The organism is Nonomuraea sp. NPDC005650 (genome assembly GCF_040605375.1).
Lineage (GTDB): Bacteria > Actinomycetota > Actinomycetes > Streptosporangiales > Streptosporangiaceae > Nonomuraea.
The window spans coordinates 1-22152 of the sequence record NZ_JBEXCR010000087.1; the positions used below are offsets into that span (position 1 = coordinate 1).

The 22152-nt window shown below is 69.9% G+C and carries 19 protein-coding genes and 1 riboswitch; of the genes, 8 read left to right on the plus strand and 11 right to left on the minus strand.

Features of this window, described 5'->3' with window-relative positions:
• The 4 genes from ABZS69_RS64880 to ABZS69_RS64895 form a co-directional block, all read left to right on the plus strand.
• The coding region (locus tag ABZS69_RS64880) for an amino acid adenylation domain-containing protein (protein WP_355394451.1) at positions 1 to 2292 on the plus strand (2292 nt) is incomplete at its 5' end.
• Between the two features lie 45 nt (positions 2293 to 2337).
• Positions 2338 to 3339 (plus strand): guanitoxin biosynthesis L-enduracididine beta-hydroxylase GntD, encoded by a 1002-nt coding sequence (gntD, locus tag ABZS69_RS64885; protein ID WP_355394454.1) that lies wholly within the window; start codon positions 2338 to 2340, stop codon positions 3337 to 3339.
• A 193-nt stretch (positions 3340 to 3532) separates the two neighbouring features.
• Entirely contained in the window at positions 3533 to 4867 is a 1335-nt protein-coding gene (locus tag ABZS69_RS64890) for a sensor histidine kinase (RefSeq protein WP_355394511.1), read from the plus strand.
• A complete protein-coding gene (locus ABZS69_RS64895) occupies positions 4864 to 5547 on the plus strand; it encodes a response regulator transcription factor (RefSeq protein ID WP_182900172.1) in 684 nt (227 codons plus the stop codon). The genes ABZS69_RS64890 and ABZS69_RS64895 overlap by 4 nt, the downstream gene beginning before the upstream one ends.
• On the opposite strand, the gene ABZS69_RS64900 is transcribed toward ABZS69_RS64895, so the two are convergent.
• From ABZS69_RS64900 to ABZS69_RS64930, 7 genes are all read right to left on the minus strand, one after another.
• Entirely contained in the window at positions 5544 to 6782 is a 1239-nt protein-coding gene (locus ABZS69_RS64900) for an ABC transporter permease (protein WP_355394458.1), read from the minus strand. The two genes, ABZS69_RS64895 and ABZS69_RS64900, sit on opposite strands and share 4 nt — an antisense overlap.
• 37 nt (positions 6783 to 6819) lie before the next feature.
• Complete coding sequence (locus ABZS69_RS64905) at positions 6820 to 7485, minus strand: ABC transporter ATP-binding protein (RefSeq protein WP_261582688.1); 666 nt, start codon at positions 7483 to 7485, stop codon at positions 6820 to 6822.
• Complete coding sequence (locus ABZS69_RS64910) at positions 7472 to 8620, minus strand: peptidoglycan-binding protein (RefSeq protein WP_355394462.1); 1149 nt, start codon at positions 8618 to 8620, stop codon at positions 7472 to 7474. The genes ABZS69_RS64905 and ABZS69_RS64910 overlap by 14 nt, the downstream gene beginning before the upstream one ends.
• A gap of 79 nt (positions 8621 to 8699) precedes the next feature.
• Positions 8700 to 9227 (minus strand): hypothetical protein, encoded by a 528-nt coding sequence (locus ABZS69_RS64915; RefSeq protein ID WP_355394465.1) that lies wholly within the window; start codon positions 9225 to 9227, stop codon positions 8700 to 8702.
• Between the two features lie 91 nt (positions 9228 to 9318).
• Positions 9319 to 10119, minus strand: coding sequence for an FkbM family methyltransferase (locus tag ABZS69_RS64920; RefSeq protein WP_355394468.1), 801 nt, complete (start codon positions 10117 to 10119; stop codon positions 9319 to 9321).
• Between the two features lie 83 nt (positions 10120 to 10202).
• Positions 10203 to 10478 (minus strand): hypothetical protein, encoded by a 276-nt coding sequence (locus ABZS69_RS64925; RefSeq protein ID WP_355394471.1) that lies wholly within the window; start codon positions 10476 to 10478, stop codon positions 10203 to 10205.
• Between the two features lie 474 nt (positions 10479 to 10952).
• Positions 10953 to 11417: a transposase family protein gene (locus ABZS69_RS64930; RefSeq protein WP_355394473.1), complete on the minus strand. Its 465-nt coding sequence runs from the start codon at positions 11415 to 11417 to the stop codon at positions 10953 to 10955.
• Positions 11418 to 12113: 696 nt separating this feature from the next.
• On the opposite strand from ABZS69_RS64930, the gene ABZS69_RS64935 reads away from it, so the two are divergent.
• Positions 12114 to 12956, plus strand: coding sequence for an AfsR/SARP family transcriptional regulator (locus ABZS69_RS64935; protein ID WP_355394476.1), 843 nt, complete (start codon positions 12114 to 12116; stop codon positions 12954 to 12956).
• Between the two features lie 221 nt (positions 12957 to 13177).
• Here ABZS69_RS64935 and ABZS69_RS64940 read toward each other — a convergent pair whose 3' ends face one another.
• From ABZS69_RS64940 to ABZS69_RS64950, 3 genes are all read right to left on the minus strand, one after another.
• Positions 13178 to 13561, minus strand: coding sequence for a hypothetical protein (locus ABZS69_RS64940; RefSeq protein ID WP_355394479.1), 384 nt, complete (start codon positions 13559 to 13561; stop codon positions 13178 to 13180).
• Positions 13562 to 13589: 28 nt separating this feature from the next.
• The gene (locus tag ABZS69_RS64945) at positions 13590 to 13754 is read right to left on the minus strand and encodes a hypothetical protein (protein WP_355394482.1); all 165 of its coding nucleotides are present in this window, start codon (positions 13752 to 13754) and stop codon (positions 13590 to 13592) included.
• A 410-nt stretch (positions 13755 to 14164) separates the two neighbouring features.
• Positions 14165 to 15106, minus strand: a complete 942-nt coding sequence (locus ABZS69_RS64950; RefSeq protein ID WP_355394485.1) for a hypothetical protein — start codon at positions 15104 to 15106, stop codon at positions 14165 to 14167.
• Between the two features lie 135 nt (positions 15107 to 15241).
• Here ABZS69_RS64950 and ABZS69_RS64955 point away from each other — a divergent pair, with 135 nt between their 5' ends.
• Positions 15242 to 18172, plus strand: coding sequence for a BTAD domain-containing putative transcriptional regulator (locus ABZS69_RS64955; RefSeq protein WP_355394488.1), 2931 nt, complete (start codon positions 15242 to 15244; stop codon positions 18170 to 18172).
• Positions 18173 to 18214: 42 nt separating this feature from the next.
• Here the strand turns inward: ABZS69_RS64955 and ABZS69_RS64960 are convergent, their stop codons facing one another.
• Entirely contained in the window at positions 18215 to 18838 is a 624-nt protein-coding gene (locus ABZS69_RS64960) for a GNAT family protein (RefSeq protein ID WP_355394491.1), read from the minus strand.
• A gap of 7 nt (positions 18839 to 18845) precedes the next feature.
• A riboswitch (SAM riboswitch) is annotated at positions 18846 to 18945 on the minus strand.
• 239 nt (positions 18946 to 19184) lie between these two features.
• On the opposite strand from ABZS69_RS64960, the gene ABZS69_RS64965 reads away from it, so the two are divergent.
• Positions 19185 to 20060 (plus strand): ATP-binding cassette domain-containing protein, encoded by an 876-nt coding sequence (locus tag ABZS69_RS64965; protein ID WP_355394494.1) that lies wholly within the window; start codon positions 19185 to 19187, stop codon positions 20058 to 20060.
• A gap of 362 nt (positions 20061 to 20422) precedes the next feature.
• Entirely contained in the window at positions 20423 to 21859 is a 1437-nt protein-coding gene (locus tag ABZS69_RS64970; protein ID WP_355394497.1) for an FAD-binding protein, read from the plus strand.
• Positions 21860 to 22152: the final 293 nt, after the last annotated feature.

Below are 22152 nucleotides of genomic sequence, written 5' to 3' on the forward strand. Positions count from 1 at the left end.
GTCGATGAACTCGGTGTCGAGCGTGACCGCTCCCGCACGCCGCTGTTCCAGACCCTGTTCAACTACATCACCCCCGATCAGGACTCGGCTGGTCAGGAAGCCGCAGGCCCGGATCCGGCCGGTCTGGGGGATGGGCCTGATCGGCTGCCCCGTCACGCGCTGTACGACCTCACGTTGAGTATCGCTCCCAACCCGCACGGCGGCCTGAGCGGTGCCCTCGAATACAGCACCGCCCTGTTCGACCAGGCCACCATCGAGCGGCTGATCGGGCACCTCCAAGTGCTGCTGGCCGCCATCACCGACGGTCCCGAACGACCGCTGTCGGCGCTGCCTTTCCTGACCCCGGCCGAGCAGCGGCAGCTGACCACCACCTGGACCACGCACCCCGCCATTCCCGAAACCGATGCGGGCGGTTTTGGCGGCGCCGGGGTTCACGAGATCATCGCTGCCCAGGCTCGTAGCCGTCCGGACCACACCGCCGTGTTGTGCGACGGGCAGCGGCTCGGTTACGGCGAGCTGGATGAGCGGGCCAACCGGCTGGCGCATCAGCTGATCGGGCTGGGCGCCGGTCCGGAGAGCGTCGTGGGCCTGCACCTGCGGCGTACCCACGAGTTGATCGTCGCCATCGTCGCGGTGTGGAAGGCCGGTGCGGCCTACCTTCCGCTGGATGCGGCCTATCCCGCACACCGGCTGGCCCACATGGTCACAGACAGCCAGGCCACCCTCCTGCTCACGGACGATCCGGAGGACGACCCGGCCGGCTTCCTGTCCACGGGCGTGCGGGTGGTCGTACTGGAAGATCTGGTGTCTTCGCTGCGGGACCTTCCAGGCGATGCTCCGGCCGTGGCCGTCGATCCTGATCAGAGTGCGGCCGTCATCTACACGTCCGGCTCGACCGGGCGGCCGAAGGCCAGCCGGATCAGTCACCGGAACCTCACCGCGCTGCACGGCGCGTGGACGCGTACCCACTTCGAGCCCGGTCACGAGCATCGGTGGCTCAGCCTCACCAACATCAGCTTCGACGTCTTCACCGCCGACGTGATCCGCGCCCTGGCCAACGCCGGGACCCTGATCCTGGCCCCGGCCCAGCTCCAGCTCGACCCCGCCGCGTTGGCCCGAACGCTGCAGGACACCCGTACCACCGCGCTGGAAGCCGCGCCCCACCACATCGACAACCTCATCGCCCACCTACGGGACAGCGGGAGCGGGCTGCCGGACCTGCAGCTGTTGATCGCTACCACCGACACCTGGCACACCACCCACGCCCGCCAGGCCCACGACCTGCTGCCCCACACCCGGCTCCTGACCGCCTACGGCATCACCGAGACCACCATCGACTCCACCTACAGCGACCTCACCGGCCACCACGGCGCCGTACCGTCCCGTCCGATCCCGCTGCCGCTCGGCGGGCAGCCCGCCGCGCCCACCCCGATCGGCATCCCGCTGCCCGGCACCAGCACCTACGTCCTGGACCCCCGCCTCTGCCCCGTCCCGGTCGGCGTCCCCGGCGAGCTGTTCATCGCCGGCTCCGGCCTGACCCGCGGCTACCACGCGCAGCCCGCGCTCACGGCCGCGCGCTTCGTCGCCAACCCCCACGCGGGTGACGGCTCCCGCCTCTACCGCACCGGCGACCTCGCCGCCTGGCGGCCCGACGCCCAGCTCGCCTTCCTGGGCCGCACCGACCATCAGGTCAAGATCCGCGGTTTCCGCATCGAGCCGGGCGAGATCCAGCACGCCCTGACCGGCCACCCGCACATCGCCTCGGCCCTGGTGACTCCCTTCGGACAGGACGCCGACCTCCGGCTGGTCGCCTACCTCGTTCCGGCCGATCCCGCCCAGGGCATTCCCGCCACGGATGATCTGCGGGCGTATCTGGCTGATGGCCTGCCGGATTACCTGATCCCGTCGGCGTTCGTCGAGCTGGCGGCCTTCCCGCTGTCCCCGAACGGGAAGATCGACCGGGCCGCTCTGCCGGTGCCGGACGGCAGCCGTCCCGAGCTGGCCGGCGGCTACCAGGCCCCGGTCACCCCGACCGAACAGCTGCTGGCCAAGATCTGGGCCGATCTGCTCGGCGTGGACCAGGTCGGCGTCCACGACAACTTCTTCGACCTCGGCGGGCACTCCCTGCTGGCCACCCAGGCCATCACCCGCATCCGCAGCACTTTCGGCACCGACCTGGCGCTGACCGCCCTGTTCGACCACCCCACCGTCGGCGCCCTGGCCACCGCCATCACCAAATCCCTCCTCGAACCCGGTCTGGACATCGATGAATACGAGGAATTCGAGATCTGACCTGTCCACGCCGTCAGAAACACACGGAGAAAGGCTGATCAGCACATGGACAAGCTAGTCATCAATGCCGCGGAAAAGCATGCCGTGAACGCGTTGCTGGATGAGCTGGAGGACTCGCTCGAACATGTCGAATCCGATGAGGCGCTGCATCGGGCGGGGGTCATGGCGCACGCGCTCCCGTCCAGGATCCGGTCCGCGATGAACGAGTTCCGGCTCGAGCGCGGCGCCGGCGTCCTGCGCATCGGCGGCTACGAGATCGATCAGGAGCGCGTCGGGCGTACGCCCGCGCATTGGCGGGAGCGGCCCGAGCCGTCGCCGACGCGTCGCGAGGACCTGATGCTCGTCATGCTCAGCTCGCTGCTCGGCGACCCGTTCGCGTGGGCCACCCAGCAGGATGGGCGGCTCATCCACGACATCATCCCCATCCAGGGGCATGAGAACGAGCAGCTGGGGTCGAGCAGCGAATCGTTGCTGACGTGGCACACGGAGGACGCGTTCCACCCGCTGCGCGGCGACTTCCTGTCGTTCGCGTGCATCAGGAACCCGTACGCGGCGGTGACCACGGTCGGCTACGTGGACGATCTCGACCTGACGGAGAGCGTGCGGTCGGTGCTCTTCGAAGAGCGGTTCAGCATCCTCCCGGACGAGTCGCACCTGGCGAAGAACAATTCGAAGCAGGACGACGACATGTTCGACGGCGTCGACAAGATGCAGGACGACCCGGACAAGGTCCCGGTGCTCTTCGGCGAACCGGACGAGCCGTATATCCGGGCGGACCCGTACTTCATGCGGGTGGATCCGTCCGATCATGAGGCGGCCGACGCGCTCGCGCAGCTGGTGAAGCAGATGGACGAGAACATGTTCGACATGTCATTGGAAAGTGGTGAGTTCTGCTTCATCGACAACTACCGGGTGGTTCACGGTCGCAAGCCGTTCAGGGCCCGGCATGACGGCACGGACCGGTGGCTCAAGCGCATCAACATCACCCGCGACCTGCGGAAGTCCCGTGCGCAGCGGCGGTCCCGGTCGGAGCGGTCCATCTTCTGAAAGCCAGCAGAGGAGCTAGCATGTGGGCGTAGGCACCAAGATCCCTTATCTGCTGGGACAGGTCTTCTGTTGGAGATGGTGGATGTCCTCCCGCTATGGGCTTCGCTCCCGGATAGCCATGTCATACGTGGTCATTTCCGCCATGTCGGCGCTGGTAGCGGGGGGAATCGCCGGTTTCGTCGTCCCCAGCGTGATGAACACGAAAGTGACCGTGCAGACCAGCAACGGCTGCACGCGTCAGGATCGCGCGGGGCTCCTCGGGGCGGGGCAGGCCGCGGGGCTGAGCCTGCTCGCCGACGACCTGACGCGGCAGCAGGACGGCCGGTCCGGCCCAGAGACACTGGCGGCGGTGGCCCGCCGCTGGCTGGCCGCGGGCCCGCCGGCCGATGGCGATGTGGTGCGCGCGGTGGCCGGCCTGGACGGGCGGCTGGTGCAGGCGTCGGAGCCGCCCGTCTACGACGCGGGGTCGACGCCGCCCGGGCTGTCGCCGGGCACGCGGGCGCGCACCGGCGCGATCACGTTATCGGGCAAAGAGGTCGGCTGGGCGATCAACCCGGTGGTGGCGGGCGGGCAGGTGATCGGGGTCGTCTACCTGCAGAACCGCAGCGCCACCGACTGCGGGCCGGTCGTGGACGTCGCCTCCGACGGCGACAACCGGGCGGGACCGGTCTCGGCCGGGCTCGCGCTGGTGGTGCTCGTCCCGGGGTGCCTGGTGTTCGGGCTGCTGAGCACCCGCAAGCTGATCAAACGGATCCAGCGGCTGGCCGCCGGCGCGGCGACCATGGCCGACGGGGACCTGACGGCCCGGGTGCCCGTCTCGGCCGGTGACGAGATCGGCCGCCTGGAAGAGGGCTTCAACGTGATGGCCGAGCGGCTGGTGGCGGCCGGCCGGGTGGAACGGGAACTGGCCGGGGCGCAGGCGCGGCGGCTAGAGCGCACCAGGATCGCCAGGGAGCTGCACGACTCGGTCTCGCAGGATCTGTTCTCGCTGAGCCTGGTGGCCGGCAGCCTGCGGCGCACGCTGCCGGAGAGCTCACGTTTCCAGGAGCAGGCCGAGTCCATGGTGACGACCGTCGAGCACACGATGCGGGAGATGCGGGCGATGCTCCTGCAGCTGCGGCCGATCGCGCTGGAGGAGGCCGGCCTGGTGGCGACGCTGCGCGACCTGTGCGAGGCATTCCAGGTGCGGCTCGGCGTGACGGTCGACACCGAGCTGCAGGAGGTGCGGCTGGGACCCGGTGCCGAGCACGCCGTGCTCCGGATCGTGCAGGAGGCGCTGAGCAACGCGACCCGGCACGGCGGCGCCCGGCGGATCGAGCTGCGCCTGGCCCAGGAGGGCGAGGACGTCGAGATCGTGGTCCGCGACTACGGCCGCGGCTTCGACAGGGAGCGCAACCAGGACCGGCACGGGATGGGCCTGGAGATGATGCGGGAGCGGGTCATCGAGGTCGGCGGGGTCATCGACGTGGTGAGCGCGCCGGACCGCGGTACGACGGTGCGGGTACGGATTCCGGCGGAGGAAACATGATCCGGGTACTGATCGTGGACGATCATCAGGTGGTTCGCCAGGGATTGCGTTACGTCCTGGAGGACGAGGCGGACATTGAGGTGGTCGGGGAGCGCGCGGACGGGCACGGCGCGCTGGAGGCGATCGACAGCCTGCGGCCCGACGTTGTCCTGCTGGACATGGTGATGCCCGGCATGGGCGGCCTGGAGGTGCTGGAACGGCTCAGGGAGCGGCCGGCGCCGCCCGCCGTGATCGTGCTGACCTCGTTCGTGGAGAACGAGGTGGCGTTGCAGGCGGTGCGCGGGGGCGCGTTGTCGTACCTGTCGAAGACCAGCGCGGTAGACCGGGTGGTAGAGGCGGTGCGCATGGCCGTGGCGGGTGGCAGCGTGCTGGACCCGCCGGTCGCGGCGATGCTGGTCCAGCGGGTTCGCGACGACGACGGCCCGGCGAAGGAGGATCCGCTGCGGATGCTGGCGCCGCGCGAGCGGGACGTGCTGGCGGCGCTGGCGCGCGGGCAGTCGAACAGGGAGATCGCCCGGACGCTGTCGCTGAGCGAGACCACGGTCAAGTCCTACGTCTCCAGCATCCTCACCAAGCTGAGACTCCAAGACCGCACGCAAGCTGCCATCTTCGGCTTGCAGTGCGGTCTGGTCCCGCTGGGTGAGGCGCTCTCCGCCGACCAGCTCCCGGTAGAGGATTAGCCGGCGGTACGCAGCGCGTCGGTCGGAGACAGCGCCGCGGCGCGCATCGCGGGGTAGAGCCCGGCGAGGACTCCGGACACGATCGCCACGCCGAAGCCGCCGCCGATCGCGGCGGGCGGGATCGCGATCCCCCAGTCCTGCGCCATGGCCATGCCCACGGTCACCCCCGAGCCGATCAGCACCCCGCCGAGCCCGCCCAGCGCGGACAGCACCAGCGACTCGGTGAGGAACTGGGCGGCGATGTGCACCCGGGTGGCGCCCAGGGTGCGGCGCAGCCCGATCTCCGCCCGGCGTTCCAGCACGGAGATCACCATGACGTTGGCAATGCCGATGGCGCCGACCAGCAGCGCGATCGCGCCCAGCCCGAGGAACAGCGCGCCGGAGGACTGCTTGACCGCGATCTGCGCGGTCAGCGCGTCGGACGGCCGGCTCGCCTTGACCTGGAAGGAGTTGGCCGGGTTGGCCGTGTGGGCCAGCAGGTCGGCGACCTGCGTCACCTGGTCCGGGTCGGTACGTACGTAGATGCGGCTGGGCGCGCCGTCGTAGCCGAGCAGGTCCTTGGCCGCGGCGAAGGAGATGAGCGCGGACCGGTCGACCTCGGGCGCCAGGGTGAACGGATCGAGGATGCCCGCGACCGTGAACCAGTGCCCGCCCAGCCACACCCGGGTGCCGGCGTCCAGCCGCACGATGCCCAGTTGCCTGGCCACGTCGTGGCCGAGCACGGTCACCGGCGCGTCCGCCACGGTGAGGAATCGCCCGAGCTTCAGCGACCCCTGGAGGGTGTCGAGGAGCGAGGCGTCCGTAGCGCGCACGGCCAGGCCGCCGGTCTGACCGGTGGGAATCTGGTCGTTGCGGTAGACGCGAGCGGTGCTGATCTGCGCGGTGGGCGCGACCGCGAGGACCCCGGAGATCCGCCGGAGCATCGGCGCGGCCGTGGCGGGCAGCGCGACCTCGGTGCCGCCCAGGTCGTCGCCGTTCACCACGGTCAGCAGGTTGGTGCCGAGCCGGTCTAGCTGCGCCAGCAGGTGGGACTCGCTGGAGCGGGTGACGCCGAGCACCGCGACCATCGAGGCGATGCCGATCGCGATGCCCAGCGCCGACAGCACCGCCCGGGTCCGGCGGGTGCGCAGGCCCAGCGTGCCGGTGGGGATCAGGTCGTACAGCCGGAGCCTGCTGCGCTTGATCTGCGGCCGGGTTCCGACCGCGTCCTTCTCGTCCTGCAGCACGTCGCTCACTGGTGCACCATCCTCTCGCCGGCCGTCACGGGGCCGTTCATGACACCACCACTCCGTCACGTATCTCGATGAAGCGCTGGCAGGCGGCGGCGACGCGCTCCTCGTGGGTGACCACCACCAGGGTCGTCCCCTCCTCGTTCAGCTCGCGCATGATGGAGAGGATCTCGCCGCCCTTGGCCGAGTCGAGGTTGCCGGTCGGCTCGTCGGCGAACACGATGGCGGGGCGGCCCACCACCGCCCGCGCGATCGCCACCCGCTGCCGCTCGCCGCCCGACAGCTTGGTCACCTTGTGGCGCATCCGGTGGGCCAGGCCGACCCGCTCCAGCGCCTCGACGGCCGCCGCGCGGCGCTGCCTGGCCGGGATGCCCCGGTACAGCAGGCCGGAGGCCACGTTCTCGACCGCCGTCAGCGCTTCGAGCAGGAAGAACTGCTGGAACACCACACCGACCCGCCAGGCGCGCAGCCCGGCGAGCTGCAGGTCGGTCAGCACCTCGACGCGCTGGCCGTCCAGGCGCACGGACCCGCTGGTGGGCCGGTCCAGCCCGGCCATCAGGTGCAGCAGGGTCGACTTGCCGGATCCCGAGGCGCCGCGGATCGCGATCATCTCGCCCGCCTCGACGGCGAGGTTCACCCCGCGCACCGACTCCACCGGCGGCTCGCCCGGGTAGACCTTGCGCACGTCACGCAGCTCAAGAACCGTCACCGGGCACCTCCACCAGCATGCCGGGCCGAAGATCGCCGGTCACCTCGGCCATCCCGGTGCTCTCGTCGAACAGCCCGGTCTCGACCGGCACCCGCCGCCGGCCGCTGCCCTCCACCACGACCACCTCGTAGGTGCCGAGCGGCCGGGCGAGCAGCGCCGTCATCGGCACCGCGATCACGTTCTTGTGCTGCTGGGTGACGATCGAGACCTGGACCTGCGCCTGGTCCAGGAACCCGCGGACCTTGCCGGTCAGCTCGATTGTCACCGGCGCCACCGATTTCGCCGCGGCTCCGCTCTCGGTCGCATCGGTGGTGTCGCCGTCGACGGCCACCGCGCCGATGATCCTGATGTGGCCCTTGCGCGTCTTGCCGTCCGGTAGCGTGACCACGACCTTGTCGCCGACGCGGATCTGCGGCAGCTCGGCCGGGGACAGCTGGACCAGCACCGCGGGCACCTGGCCGGTGCCGTGGAAGATGAGCTGGCCGGGCGCGACGACGCCGCCGACCTTGGTGTCCCAGCCGCCGATCCTGATCGCGGCCGGGGCGAAGACGACCTGGCCCAGCGGCACCTGGCCGGTGACCTTGAGCTTGGCCGCCTTCTGCCAGCGGCGGACGGCGTAGTAGGTCGAGTAGGAGAAGTGCTTGTCGACCGTCAGGTCCTTGCCGTAGCCGAGCGCCTTGAGGTTGCGTTCCAGCTGGAGGACGTCCAGCCCGTTCGAGACGCCCACCTTCAGGTCGCGCCAGGCGGGGCGGTCGCCGTACAGCAGCGGGACGCGCACGCCGTCGAGCTCGTAGGCGGCCTTGCCCCGCTTGACGGTCCTGCCGACCGCCGGCAGCCAGGTGACCACGCCCGCGCGGCTGATGATGACGTTGTACGCGCTGGCGTACCCCAGAGTGCCGTTCACCAGCCGCCGCTCGGCCACGTCGGCCTGCTCGACCTTGGCGGTGGCCAGCGCCAGCCCGGCCGTGGGCGAGGGCGTCGGCTGGGCGTTTCCGGTCGTGGTGACCTGGAACACGGCCCATCCGGCGCCGCCCGTCACGGCCAGGGCCAGCACCGTCATGAGCACGGTACGGCCGCGCCTGCCGCCCGTCCGGCGCTCCGGCGTCGTGCTCACCCGCGCGGGCGTCTCGTCCACCGGCATCTCCTGCCGTCGATCTTCCTGGTGTCTCCCGGAGTTCTGCGCCTCCTGGTCGATGCGCCCTTGCACGCGAACCTCACCCCTTGCTCGTGACGGTCAGACCGCCCGGGGGCAGCTGCGGCTTGCAGGCGTCGAACTGCGTCTGGTACAGGTCCTTGCCCGACGGGCCGCCCAGCCGGGAGGGCAGGGTGAAGCTGCCGTCGGTGTTCGGGTCGGGCCAGTCCGAGATGCCCTTCTGACGCATGCACTGCGCCCATGCCCGCCATTTCGTCATATCGGCCGCGGTCACCGGCTTGCCCTCCGGCCCCTGGTAGGCCGGGATCTTGTCGAGGATCGACTTGCACGCGGACTGGGCCGCGGCCGGCGGCGCCGTCGTGCCGGGCGCCAGCCGCCACTGCCCGTTGCTGTCCTGCACCGGGTCGGGGAAGTTCGGCTCGCCGTTCTTGCGGATGCACTCCGCCAGCTGGCGGTACTGCGCCGCGACGTCATCCGAGCTTCCGGAAGTCGCCGGCGCGTCCTTGCCGCACGCCGTCAGCCCGAAAGCCAACACGCCCGTCGCCGCCATCGCGACCGCTATTCGCAGGACCTTCTTGGAAGGGATCATGTCTTTACCTTCCTCCCCGGGCACCCGTCCCGGCCTCCGCCAAATGTTGCCAACCCATCCCCCTCCTTTGGGGGGTAGGCCCTCCGGATCGTCAGGCTCCGGCGAAGACGATGCGGCGGCCTTCGGCGCTCGCGTCGGCGGCGGGCAGCACGTGGGCGCGGTAGCCGCGCTCGCGCAGCGCCCGCAGGACGATCTCGAGGCGGCCCTCGGTGGCGGTGCCGGGCTCGTCGTGGACCTCCACCGCGAGGTGGCGGATGAGCGGCCAGTGCCGGTCGTCGATGCCGTCCAGCACCTCGATCTCCGACCGCTGTACGTCGATCTTGAGGAGGTCGACGTGGGGCAGTGCCAGTTCCGCGATGACGGTGGACAGCCTGCGGAGGGGGCAGGGGTAGGGCACCTCCCGGAAATGGTGCGCCAGCATCTCGTCCAGCAGGTCGGCGTCCTCTCCCAGCGCCGCGCCGTGCTCCCGCACCACCAGCTCCCTGACGAACGCCCGGTCCAGGTCGGTGGAGGCGTGGGCGCGCTGGGCCGACATGATCGAGTAGCCCGGGTAGAAGACGAACTCGGTCTCGCCGTCGTGGTCGGACAGCCCGTACGGATAGGCCCCGCCGGCCACCTCGTGCCGCCGTAGATTCCTGGTGAGCGCCTCGAACACGGGAGGCATCGGCTCGAAGGCGTACACCTGGGCGGCGGGGCACATCGCCTTGACGAAGAGCGCGAACATCCCGATGTTCGCGCCCACGTCGAGGACCACCGCGTCCTGTGGCAGCGTCGTTCCCGCAGGCAGGTAGGACCGCTGCGTGAAGATGTCCGTGTAGAGATACCGCGTCTCGTGCGGGTTGATGCCTTCGACCTGTGCGAGGTCGAAGTCCCCGCCAGTGCCCTTGGTCACCGGATCACGCTCCGTCCCGTCGATCTTCTCGTCCCGGCCGTCGGTACGGCGGGATGTTCGGCGCGGCGCCCCGGGGACGGGTCTCAGCAGTAGATCTGCCGGTATTCGTACGTGCCGTCGTCCAGCCGGAGCCGATATAGGTCGTAGGGGAGCCCCCACGGCGGCTGGACGGCCCGCACGAATTCCCAGCCCGCGGGCGCCCGATCGGGGCAATGCGGACCGGCCGGGAATATGGCCGAGGAATTCGCGGCGGCGGGCGCCGTGAATGCGCCGGTGAATAAAATACCGGCGCACAGCGACAGGCTTATTATCGACTTCACGTCAATCCCCGTCTCGGCGTGGAAGTGGTATTCATGCAATGCGCGCCTTCGCCCCGTGGCGCGCTGTCACGATCGCACATCCACGGACGGGTCACAAGAACGCTACATCCCGCCGCTATCGATCTGCCAGTTCGGCTCCATTGGTTTAATGTGGCACGGTCATCCGTCTGCCAGCGGATGTCGAGCGGCCTGGGAGGCACCCTTGTCGGGCCCGATACCGTGGCTACGGCATCCCAGGGCCCCGGCGTTGAATTGTTCTGTCCTAGCACCAGTGCGCGCGTTCGTAGTGGTTGAGGTGGACAGGGCCTGCCAGGTCGGCGGGCAGGCTGGTGATGCCGAACGCGATCTCTTTGCTGATCCAGGGGCCGTCTGGGGATCGATCCAGCTCGCCGACGTCGCGGCGGAGCCGGAAGGCTTGCCGGGCGGGCCGGGGAACAGAGCGTCATCGGCGGAGGGGTGCGGATGGTGCGCCGCTCGGTACGGCCGTGTCCGTGATCGTCATCGATAGCGGTGCTATCGCTCCATTCGGCATCCGGCCCGGACAGCAGGGCGTGCGCGGCCGGGGGTGTGGGGGATCTGCGGCGGGGGCGTGTGATGGTGGACGACGTCGGTGAGGTAGCCGCTGATCGCGGTGTCCAGGGCGTCGGCGTCCAGCTCGGCCAGGACCCGGCGGAAGGTTCGATTGCTCGGGACGGTGAACAGCCCGGCGAACGGATCGCGGTAGGCGCCCAGCCGCTGGAGCACCGGTTGAGAGGTCCGGGCGGCCCACTGCCAGATCGCCGCCACGCTGTCACCGCCGACCACCAGCGTGGCGCATGCGGTCAACGTCAAGATGACCACCAGCGGATGCCGCAGCCCGCAAGACGAGTGCTGATCGGGCGCCCTCGCCAACCGGCGCATCAGCGCCGATTCCACCACGACCGGGTCTGCGGCCCATTCGACTTCCCACAGTGCCAGGTCGGCGAGCTGGTCGGACACGAGACGGGACCGGGGCTGGTCAGGGAAGACGGGGACACGAGCGCGACTCCTGCGACGATCTTGGGGTTTGGAGACCTGAAAGATCACCAGAAGTCGCGCTCCTTCGTATGTCGCCTGCCGAACCCTCAACCGCGCCATACCGGATCAGAACTCAAGAACGCCGGGGCCCTGTACGGCATCCCGGCGCACCTCGCGGGACATGACCGTGGCGGCCGGGAACCGGCTCCGGAAGGTGACTCGCCGGGACGCAGGAAGCCGGCGGCTCGCAGAGGGTTCATCCGGCCCCTTGCGTATCCGCCTTGTTTAATCGTCGGTAATCTTCGCGTTGTAACAGTTCTAATCCGGACAGGGATCTGGTGATTGGGGTAAAACCCCTGGCGTGCGCCGCGCGGAGATCTTCGAGCTGGCAATGCGCCGCCGGAGTAGGCGGAGACGAGCGGAACTCAGGTTTCTGGTCAGAGCCATGATCATTTGGTGGTGGTACGCCTACCGCCTGTCCGGTTGGATCCGAATGGAATTCTAATGGGGTTTGACATGATCGATTCCTCGGGTGCATCATGTCTAGTGGATCCGCTCAATTCGGACATCTCTATCCGGCTCGGGGGCGTAGATCGGGAGATATTCGAGATCCGCCATTGCTGAATGCCCAACCACTACAGCGTGCGCTCGAAAAGCCTAGAGTTACGGGGGAGCAGCGTGTATTTCTTCATCCTGGGCAGCATCGAAGTGAGGTCCTCTGGTGGGCGCATACCCATCACCGCACCGAAACAGCGAGCCGTGCTCGCGACACTCATACTCAACGCGAACACCGAGGTGCCGGTCGACAGGTTCATCAAGTACGTATGGGATGGTCAGCCGCCGGTAGGCGCGCAGACCACCCTGCAGTCGTACGTCTATCGCCTGCGCCAGGCCCTGCGCCCGCTGGCCGGTGTGGAGATAGCCACCGGCTCGGCCAGCTATATGCTGCAGGTGGGATCGGGCGAAACGGACCTGTGCTATTTCAAGCAGCAGATCGGCAACGCGCACGCCGAGGCGCAGCGGGGGCGCCTCAGCAGTTCCGTGCAAATCTTCAGGGACGCGCTGGGCGTGTGGCGGGGAAACGCGCTCGCCGGGGTCCAGGGAGAGCTGATCCAGCAGGAGGCGCGCTTTTTGGAGAGCGAGCGAATCGCCGCCTACGAGGAGCTGTACGGCTCCGAGATCGCACTGGGAAACTATCGCCAGGTCATTCCGGAGTTACAGAAGCGAGTGGTCGCATATCCGTTTCACGAAGCCATGAGATCCCAGCTCATGACCGCCCTCTATTGCTCCGGCCAGCAGGCCGAGGCGCTTCAGCATTACACCCTCATACGAAAGCGGTTAAGCGAGGAGTTAGGCATCGAGCCGGGCTCTGAACTGCAGGAACTTCAGCTGGCCATTCTGGAGCGGGTGCCCGCCAAGAGGCTCCTGTCAGAATCGTTCCCGGCCTGGCCCATCGAGGGCACCGCGCCGTCCGACTTCTCCGAGGGCCCGTCGATGGACGCTTGGACCGCTCGCCCCTGAGGGACCAGACCTTGGGCTGCGCCATCTGCTTGCGGCACGTTTCGGGGGAAACGTGACCGACTGACGGTGCGGCTTGTTCTTCACCGGCATTCCGTCGCCCGACCGTACGGAATCGGGCGGTTCAGCATTTCCGGTGCCCGGCGGATCTACCGGACGATCAAGACCGTTGTCCCGCGCGGGCACCAGCTCCCTGATCACCGGCGCGCCGGGCACCTCACCCGTCACCAGCAGCCCGCCCGAGGTCTGCGCGTCGGCAGCAGCAGTTCCCCCTCCGGCGTGCCGTCGGCGTCGAGCCGCGGCGCCACCCAGGCCAGGTCCTTGAAGGTGATCTTGCCGGTGACCTTGTTTCCGGTCGCCTTGCCCTTGTCGAGCAGCGCCGCCAGCGTCGCCGGCTCGGCGGGGTTCAGGATCTGCACGTACACGCTGGGCAGCGCGCCGCCGCGGCGGGTCTTGATCCAGGTCTTGCCCTTGGGCAGAAAATCGGCCACGAGGTAGCCGGAGTAGTACGCGGTCGTGCCGATCGAGACGGTGCGGTCCAACTGGTCGTCCCACGAGGTGCTCGAGATGTCGTAGGCGACCGGTCCCTTCTTGCCGAACTGCAGCACGCCCTTGGTGGTGTACGCCTGAAGCGTGTCAGTGCCGTCGGACCAGTCGGGACGTCTCGGTGAAACGCACACCGTGCCCGGCGACCAGTTCGGCCTTCAGTGCGCGTACGGGATCCTTGGGGGCCGCCTGCGCGGGCGCGGCGGTCACCAGGAGGGCGCCGCACACCACCAAAGCGGTGATCGTCTTCTTCATGACGAGCGATCATGTCGCATTCGGAGCACATCTGGAACTCCAATTGCTCGATCGAGATCTCCCCTGGAATGAAAGCGGATAAAGATGCCTAATCAGGACATGTGGGGTAGGGGTCTCGCAGCACTGCCCCGGCCGTGCTGAAGGCGGCCGGGGCAGCCTGGTGTGGCATCCGTCCAGGAGACCAGGGTCTCAGGGCAGCAGGGGCTCGGCGTCCACGTCGTGGCCGTAGAGCCAGGCGCTGTGCCGGAGGAAGTCCCCGTCACGCAGCCCGCCGAGCCCTCCGCCCACGACCGCCACCCGTAAGCCCACGGCACTCCTCCAGCGTCGATCGATCCGAGGGCTCACCGCGCCCTGAACCGGAAAGTACGACCGCCGATGCGCCCGGCCAAGCTCTCCAAGCCGCTGGGACCCTAGTCGGCATCCTTGAAGGACGGTGGCAGGGCTGCGCCCAGCCGTTCGTACGTCGGAGCCAGGCGGCGCAGGCCGGTCGCGAGCGCCAGGTCGTCGCCCGACACGAGCGGCCCCTGCAGCCCTCCGACGATGCGGGCCTGCTCCGCGGCGACGGCCGCGCCCGCGTCGAGGCCGAGGGATGACAGGCAGGCCGCCAGGTCGTTCAGGCGGTGGGCGCCCACCCGCACCGCGAACTCCTGCCACAACGTCCTGATCTCGGGGTCCAGCCCTTCCTCCACCAGTTGGGCCGTGCGTTCGGCGGCTTCCGCCTGCCCCAGCGTGCCGGGAGAGACCTCCAGATCCGTCCGGCCGGCCAGCCAGGCCCGGCCGGCGGGCAGGGAGCGGCGCAGCGCCTGCTCCGGGGTGACCGGCTCGCGCCGGGTGAACCCGTGCAGCATCCGGAACGGCCGCTTCAGGTAGGTGATCAGCTCCGCTCGCCACGCCTCGACGAACTCGCCGACCCGCAGCGTGGCGTACGGGTAGCCCTCCGGGTCGTGCACGAGCACGGTGTCGTCGTCCACCTCCAGCACCACCACGTAGTGGTCGGCGCCGATCGCCTTGCCCGACCCGGGCTGGTACGGCAGCAGACCGAGCTCCAGCGGCCCGGCCAGCACCGGACCGTTCCGGCAGGCGCGGCGCAGCCGGTCGAGCGCCGCTGCGGCGCTTCCCCCGTCCACGCGCTCGCACTCCCAGCCGAGGAGGTCGATCGCGGCGTCGAGCCCGATCTCGGGGTCCCAGCCGAACGGGTCGAACAGCGGAAGGCGCCCGCTGATCAGCTGCATTCCGTACGGGGAACCGGTCAGGACCTCGATCACGGCCGGAGGCGGCGCCTGGTCGCCGAGGACCATCGCGAGGGAGTTGGCGTAGCAGTACGGCCCGGAGCCGACATAGGTGATGGACATGGCCCGAACCGTGCCGCGTGACACGGTGTCAGAGTCAAGCCGTCTTCGCCGCCACCGGCCGCCCCACGGTCGGCGGTCTGCTCGAACAGGTGACGATCTGTTCACCCGGCGATGAATATAATGATCGTATGGGCCGTGAGGACACCACCCCGGACGGCACGCGAGGACATGACGGCGCCTGACAGCCGGTTCCCGAAGCCGCACGAGCCGGACGCCGTGGAGTTCCGCCTGCTCGGGCCCGTCGGGATCTGGGCGGGTGAGGAGTTTCTCGGCCCCGCCACCCCGCAGCAGCGCTCGGTGCTGGCGATGCTGCTGCTCAACGCGGGCCGGACGGTCCCGCTCGATCGCTTGATGAAGGCGGTCTGGGACCAGGAGCCTCCGGCCACGGCGCGCAACGCCGTTCAGGGATACATCTCCAGGCTCCGGCGGCTGATCGCCAGGGTGCCGGGCACCGAGCTGGCCACCTCGCCGCCGGGATACCGGCTGGTCCTCGACCCGGGGCGGGTGGACCTGCTGCGCTTTCGCGAGCTGGTGGCCCGCGCGTACGCGAGCGAGCACGGCCTGGCGTCCGACCTGTTACGGCAGGCGCTGCGTCTGTGGCACGGACCGCCGCTGGCCGACGTGGCGGGCGGCTGGCTGCGTGACGCGTTCGGCGCGACGCTGGCGGAGGAGCGGCTGAGCGCGGTCGAGGAGCGCATCGCGATCGACCTGCGGTTGGGCAGGCATTACGAGGCGCTCGCCGAGCTCCCTTCGCTGGTCGGCGAGCACCCGCTGCGGGAGCGGCCGGTCCAGCTCACGATGGTGGCGCTGCGCCAGGACGGCAGACGGGCGGCCGCGCTGGCCGCCTACCGTGACCTGCGTGATCGGCTGGTCGAGGAGCTGGGGATCAGCCCGGGGAGCGAGCTGCAGCGGCTGCACCGACGCATCCTGGAGGAGCTCGTTCAGGCGGGAGGCGATCCCGCCGTCCTTGATCACGATGGCCGCCCGGCGGAGGAGCCGGAGGGCGTGCCTGCCCCGCCGGTGCCCGCCGAGTTGCCCGCCGACCTGGTCTCCTTCACCGGGCGGGCGGAAGAGCTGGCCCGCGCGTACGAAACGCTGAGCGCGACCGGATCCGGCGGGCCGCGGATCTGCCAGATCAGCGGGCTGGGCGGGGTCGGGAAGTCGTCGCTGGCCATCCACGTCGCGCATGCCGTCGCCGGCGATTTTCCCGACGGTCAGCTGTACATCAACCTGCACGGCGAGACGCCCCACACCAGCCCGGTGAAGCCGCTGGAGGCCGTGCGCCGCTTCCTGCGTTCCCTCGGGGTGGCCGACGCGGCGATACCCGCGAGCCTGGAGGAGGCCGCGGGCCGATTCCGGTCGCTGACGCGCGGCAAGCGGTTGCTTATCATCCTGGACAACGCCCGCGACGCCGCGCAGGTTCGGTTGCTGCTTCCCGGCAGCCCCGGGTGCGTGGTGCTGATCACCAGCCGGCGCAGGCTCACCTCCTTCGAAGGCGCCGTACAGATCCCGCTGGGCGTGCTGCCGGACCGGGAGGCCCTCGACCTGCTGCGCGCCGCGGTCGGGGAGGCGGCGATCGCCGCCGAGCCGGCCGCGGCGGCCGAGGTGGTACGGCTGTGCGGCAGCCTGCCCCTGGCGCTGTGCCTGGCGGCGGCGCGGCTGAGGGCCCGGCCGGCCTGGTCGCTCGCGGTCCTGGCCAAGCGGCTGGCGAACAGCGGGCGGCGGTTGGACGAGCTGCGCGCCGACGACCGGGCGCTCCGGGCGAGTTTCCAGGCCGGCTACCAGGATCTGCACGCCGATTCGCAGGGACGGACCGCGGCGCGGATGTTCCGGTTGCTCGGCATGCTCGCCGGGCCGGACATCAGCCTGTCCGCCGCCGCCGCGCTGGCCGACCTCCCCGAGGAACGAGCGCGGGATCTCCTCGATCACCTGGCCGATGCGCAACTGGTGGACGGCTACCTCCCGGACCGCTATCGGCTGCACGACCTGCTCCGCTTGTTCGCCCGCGAGCGCGCGGAAGAGGAGGACGGCCGGCAGGAGCGGCAGCCGGCCCTCCGCCGGCTCGTCCATCACTACCTGGCCACCGTCCGCGCGATCACCCGGACCCTGAACAGGGGCAGTACGTGGCGGCTGGCGATCGGGCCGCCCGACCTGATCCGCCGCGGCGTGATCTTGGAGTCGAGCCGGGACGCGAGGGCGTGGATCGCCGCCGAGGCGGACAACATCCTGGCGGCCGTGGCGCAGGCGACGCGCACGCCGGTCGTGGATCAGGTGGTGGGCCTGGCCACGGCGTTCGCCGTCCTGCTGCACGAGTGCGGCCTCTACCTCAAGCAACTCCAGCTCGGCGAGCTGGCGCTGGTGGCCGCGGAGCACACGCACGACCCGCTCCACCTGGCCGTCGCGCACGGCGATCTCGGCTGGGCGTACATCTACATGGGGCGCCAGGACGACGCCATCCGCCACCTGAACAGGTCCAGGACCGCCTTCCGGCGGGCCGGGAACACCAGTCGCGAGGCGGCGCTGCTCGACTACCTCGGGGTCGCCCACCGGAGGGCGGGCCGCCACGACGAAGCCATCACCCACCACCTGCGTGCCCTCGCCCACGTCGGCGAGGCGGACAACCGCCTGACCCACGGGGCGGTCCTCACGCACCTGGGGCTGGCCTACCAGCGGGCGGGACGCTACTCCGAGGCGATCGCCGCGCACACTCGCTCGATTCCCATCCTGAGGGAGGCCGGTATCCGGGCCTATCTCGGACTCGTCGTCGGGTATCTCGGCGAGGCGCACCGCCTGGCCGGAGACCCGGGGCAGGCCGTGGCCTGCTACCAGCACGCGCTCGCCCTCCACAGGGAAGCGGGCCCCATCGGCGAGTTCCGGGAGGCCGACATCCTGTGGGGGCTGGGCCGCGCGTTCCACGACGCCGGCCGAACCCCCGACGCCCGCCGATCCTGGCGGCGCTCGATCGCCATCCTGCAGGGCCTCAACCTCATCACGGCCGAGGAAAGGCACGCGCTGGAAAGCAGCGAAGTACCCGAGACGCCGCAGGCGATCGAGCGGCAACATTGACCCGCGTTCGCCCAGGGCGAGGGCGGACCGCATCGCCTGCGCTCAGCCTTCCGCCGGTCCGGGCTGCCCGCCGGCAGCGGTGAGCGCCGCTCTCACCGTCGGCCATTCGGCCGCGGTCACGGCGAACATGGCCGAGTCGCGAAGCGTGCCCTCCTCGCCCGGCGCCCACGACATGGACCAGGAGCGCAGCACGCCTTCGAAGGGGATGCCGAGCCGTTCGAGCGCGCGGCGGCAGCGGAGGTTGCGGGCGTCGGTCTTCAGGTCGACGCGGGCGACGCCGAGCTTCTCGAACGCGTACGACATCAGCAGCAGCTTGGCCTCGGCGTTGATCCCGGTGCCCTGCGCCGAGGCGGCCAGCCAGGTGAAGCCGATCTCGATCGCCCGCAGGCCGGGCCGATCCGGCCAGGGGCGGGGATCCCACAGCGCGGTGCAGCCCACCGCCCTGCCGTCGGCGACCCGGACCTGCCCGAACGGCGTCAGCCCGCCGCGTTCGAGCTGCGTTTCCACGTAGTTCTTCATGCCCTGCGCGCGGGGCACCAGCGTGAAGCCGTAGGACGACCGTTCCTCCTCGGCCGCCTCCGCCAGATCCGCGACGTGCCCCGGTGTCAGCGGCTCCAGCCGTACCAGATGGCCGGTCAGCACGGGAACGTCGAGCCGCATGCTCATCGAGACTCCCTCATCGTTCCTGGCATTGGCACCTTTCCCGCCGACTGCCGCCGGGGAGGTTGCCGGACCGTCACAGGGCCAGGTCCCTCGAGTCCTCTGGATGATTGACAGGCGGAGATCTTGCCAGGCCGGAACAGACGCCGTCAACTCAAACATCAGATGTCTGAGAACCTGATAAGTTGGATGGCCTGCGAGATGAGAGGAGCGCGTGCGTGGTGGCAGCAATAGCCTGGCCCCGGCCTGGGCAGGTGGGGCCGCGGCTGTCGGAGTGCGCGGAGTCGGCCCACGGGCGGACGGCCGGCGGGGAGGCGGCGCACGGGCGGACCGGCGGCGGGGAGGCGGTCCGATGACGATCGTCTCCCGTCCGGCCGACACCGGGCACGTGCTGCGGGCACACGCCGTGGATCTCGTCCGCGACGGCCGTCACCTGCTGGAGAGCATCTCGCTCACCGTCGGCCCCGGGGAACACTGGGCGCTGCTCGGCGCCAACGGCGCGGGCAAGAGCACCCTGCTCGGACTGCTGGGCGCCGTCACCCACCCGACCCGCGGCGCGGTCGAGGTGCTCGGCCGCACCCTGGGCCGGGTCGACGTCCGCGAGCTGCGTTCGTACCTGGGGCACGTCAACCCGCGTCACACCCCCGACGGGCCGCTGCGGGTCCGCGACGTGGTGCTGACCGGGCTGACCAACACCGCCGCGCTCGTCCCCCGCTGGGCGCCCGGCGAGCAGGAGGCCGAGCGGGCGGATCGGCTGATCGCCATGCTTGGGATGAGCCACAGAGCGCAGGCGACGTGGCCCACCCTCTCCCAGGGCGAACGCGGTCGCGCGCTGATCGCCCGTGCCCTCATGCCGCAGCCCCGGCTCCTGCTGCTTGACGAGCCCGCAACGGGGCTCGACCTGGCCGCCCGCGAGCAGCTGCTGGCCAGCATCGACGCCCTGCGCACCCGGCACTCGTCGCTGGCGACCGTGCTGGTCACCCACCACCTGGAGGAGCTGCCGGCCACCACGACCCACTCCATGCTGCTGCGTGATGGACGCTGCCTGGCCGCCGGGCCGGTCGCGGACGTTCTGACGAGTGAGCTGGTCAGCACGTGCTTCGACCACCCGGTACGCATCATCCGCAGCGACGACGGCCGCTGGGCCGCCCGGGCACAGCCGGTCCCCGCCATGCTGCCCGGCGACCCGGTTGCCTCACCGTCCCCATCAGCCGCCGCCGCATCCTGAACGCGACTCACTGCGGCGCCTCGTTCAGCACCCCGTCGAGCACCGCACGAGCTGACGGGCGGCCGAGGCAGCCCCGTCGCGCAGGGCTCATCCGCCGCTGACAATCCGGTTAACCCTACCTTTACTAGGGGGGTAAGCGTAATCGGATTGCATCCGGCGGCCTCATAGCTTGGACGCGTCGTATTTCGAATCGCGGTCGATTGGATAGTCAGTGCGACTTCGCTCGACCGTGGCTGGGCGTGAGGAGGCCAACCGTGAGTCAAACCACACAAAGGACCGTTCGCCCTGGTGCCGCTGATCCAGATTTCGCCCCTCGTGCGCCGGACATGGTGCGCCCGGGCGATCCCCGCTATCGCTGGCTGGTGTCGAGGGGCTACAACCAGCGATTCCAGTGCGCGCCCGAACACGTGCGACCGGCCGTCTCCACTGAGGACGTACTGGAGGCGGTCGACGAAGCGGTACGGACGGGTCGGCGGATCGCGGTCCGCAGCGGCGGTCACGGCTTCGAGAACCTGGTGGACGATCCGTCCGTGCAAACGCTCATCGACCTGTCATCGATGAACGCGGTCCAGTACGACTGGCGCCGTGGCGCCTTCATGGTCGAGGCGGGTACCACGCTGGGCGAGGCGTACCGGAAGCTGTTCCTGGGCTGGGGTGTCACCATCCCCGGCGGAACCTGTCCCGACGTGGGCATAGGCGGACATGTCTGCGGCGGCGGATACGGAGCCCTGTGCCGGTTGCACGGCCTGATCGTCGACCACCTGTACGCCGTGGAAGTGGTCGTGGTGGGACCCTCGGGAAAGGCCACGAGCGTGGTGGCGACCCGAGAACCGTCGGATCCGAACCGGGAGCTGTGGTGGGCTCACACCGGAGGCGGCGGCGGCAACTTCGGGATCGTCACCCGGTACTGGTTCCGGTCCCCGGACGCTCATGGCGGCGAGCCCGCCACCTTGCTGCCCCGGCCTCCTTCCACGGTGTTGCACTACTCCTTGGAGTGGGCCTGGTCGGAGCTCGACCAGGACGCGTTCGTCCGGCTGGTCCGCAACTTCGGAGAATGGGGCGAGCGGAACTCGGCCCCCGGCTCACCCGCGGCCGCCCTGTACGGCGAACTGGCCCTGCCCAGCCGGCCCAGCGAGACCATCACCCTCTCCGGGCAGGTGGCCACCGACTCCGGCGCGCAGGCTCTGCTCGACGACCTGGTGAACGCGCTCGGGCGGGGCGTTCCCGTACAGCCCGCACGCCAGTCGTCCACCCTGCCGTGGCTCGCCGCCACGCAGGCCTTCGCCTACGAGTCGGGCGCCTCCGACCTGCGCATCAAGATCAAGTCCGGGTATCGGCGACGGCGCCTCACCGACCGGCAGATCGCCACCGCCTATCGGCATCTGACCCGGTCCGACTACAACTATCCGTACGCGAATCTCTTCATCAACACCTACGGAGGCCGGGTCAACGCCGTTTCACCGACCGCTACCGCCGTGCCCCATCGCGACTCGGTCTTCCTGGTCGGCTACCTCGTCGGCTGGCAGGGCACGGCCGAAGACACCCGGCACCTGAGCTGGATCAGGGACCTGTACCAAGACATCTACGCCGACAGCGGCGGGGTTCCGGCCGGTGACGCGGATGACGGCAGCTTCATCAACTACGCGGACAGGGACCTGGCCGATCCTCAGTGGAACGCCTCGGGCACTCCGTGGCACACGCTGTACTACAAGGACACCTACGCGCGGCTCCAGCAGATCAAGCGCCGCTGGGACCCGCACAACGTCTTCCGCCACGCCTTGTCCGTCCGCCCCAACTGACCTCACGGGATGGTCTTGTGCGCATCGCCCGGCTCGCCGAGCTGCGCACGCGGGAGGTCCCCGGCAGCCGACCCTCGACCGGCCAATGTGGGGCGTACCGGCCGGTCGAGGCTGCGGGGCGAGCCCAGCCGCGCTTTTAGGACTTGAATTTTGCCCGATCCCCCGGCTTGTGATCAAATCGAAGGCGAACACCTTGGTAATGCATGCCTATCTTATTCGCCATATCTGGCCGAGGTGTGGCGCGCCCTCCTGATTCTCTGGGGAGCGCATCTCGGCTGGTCATCGTATTGACG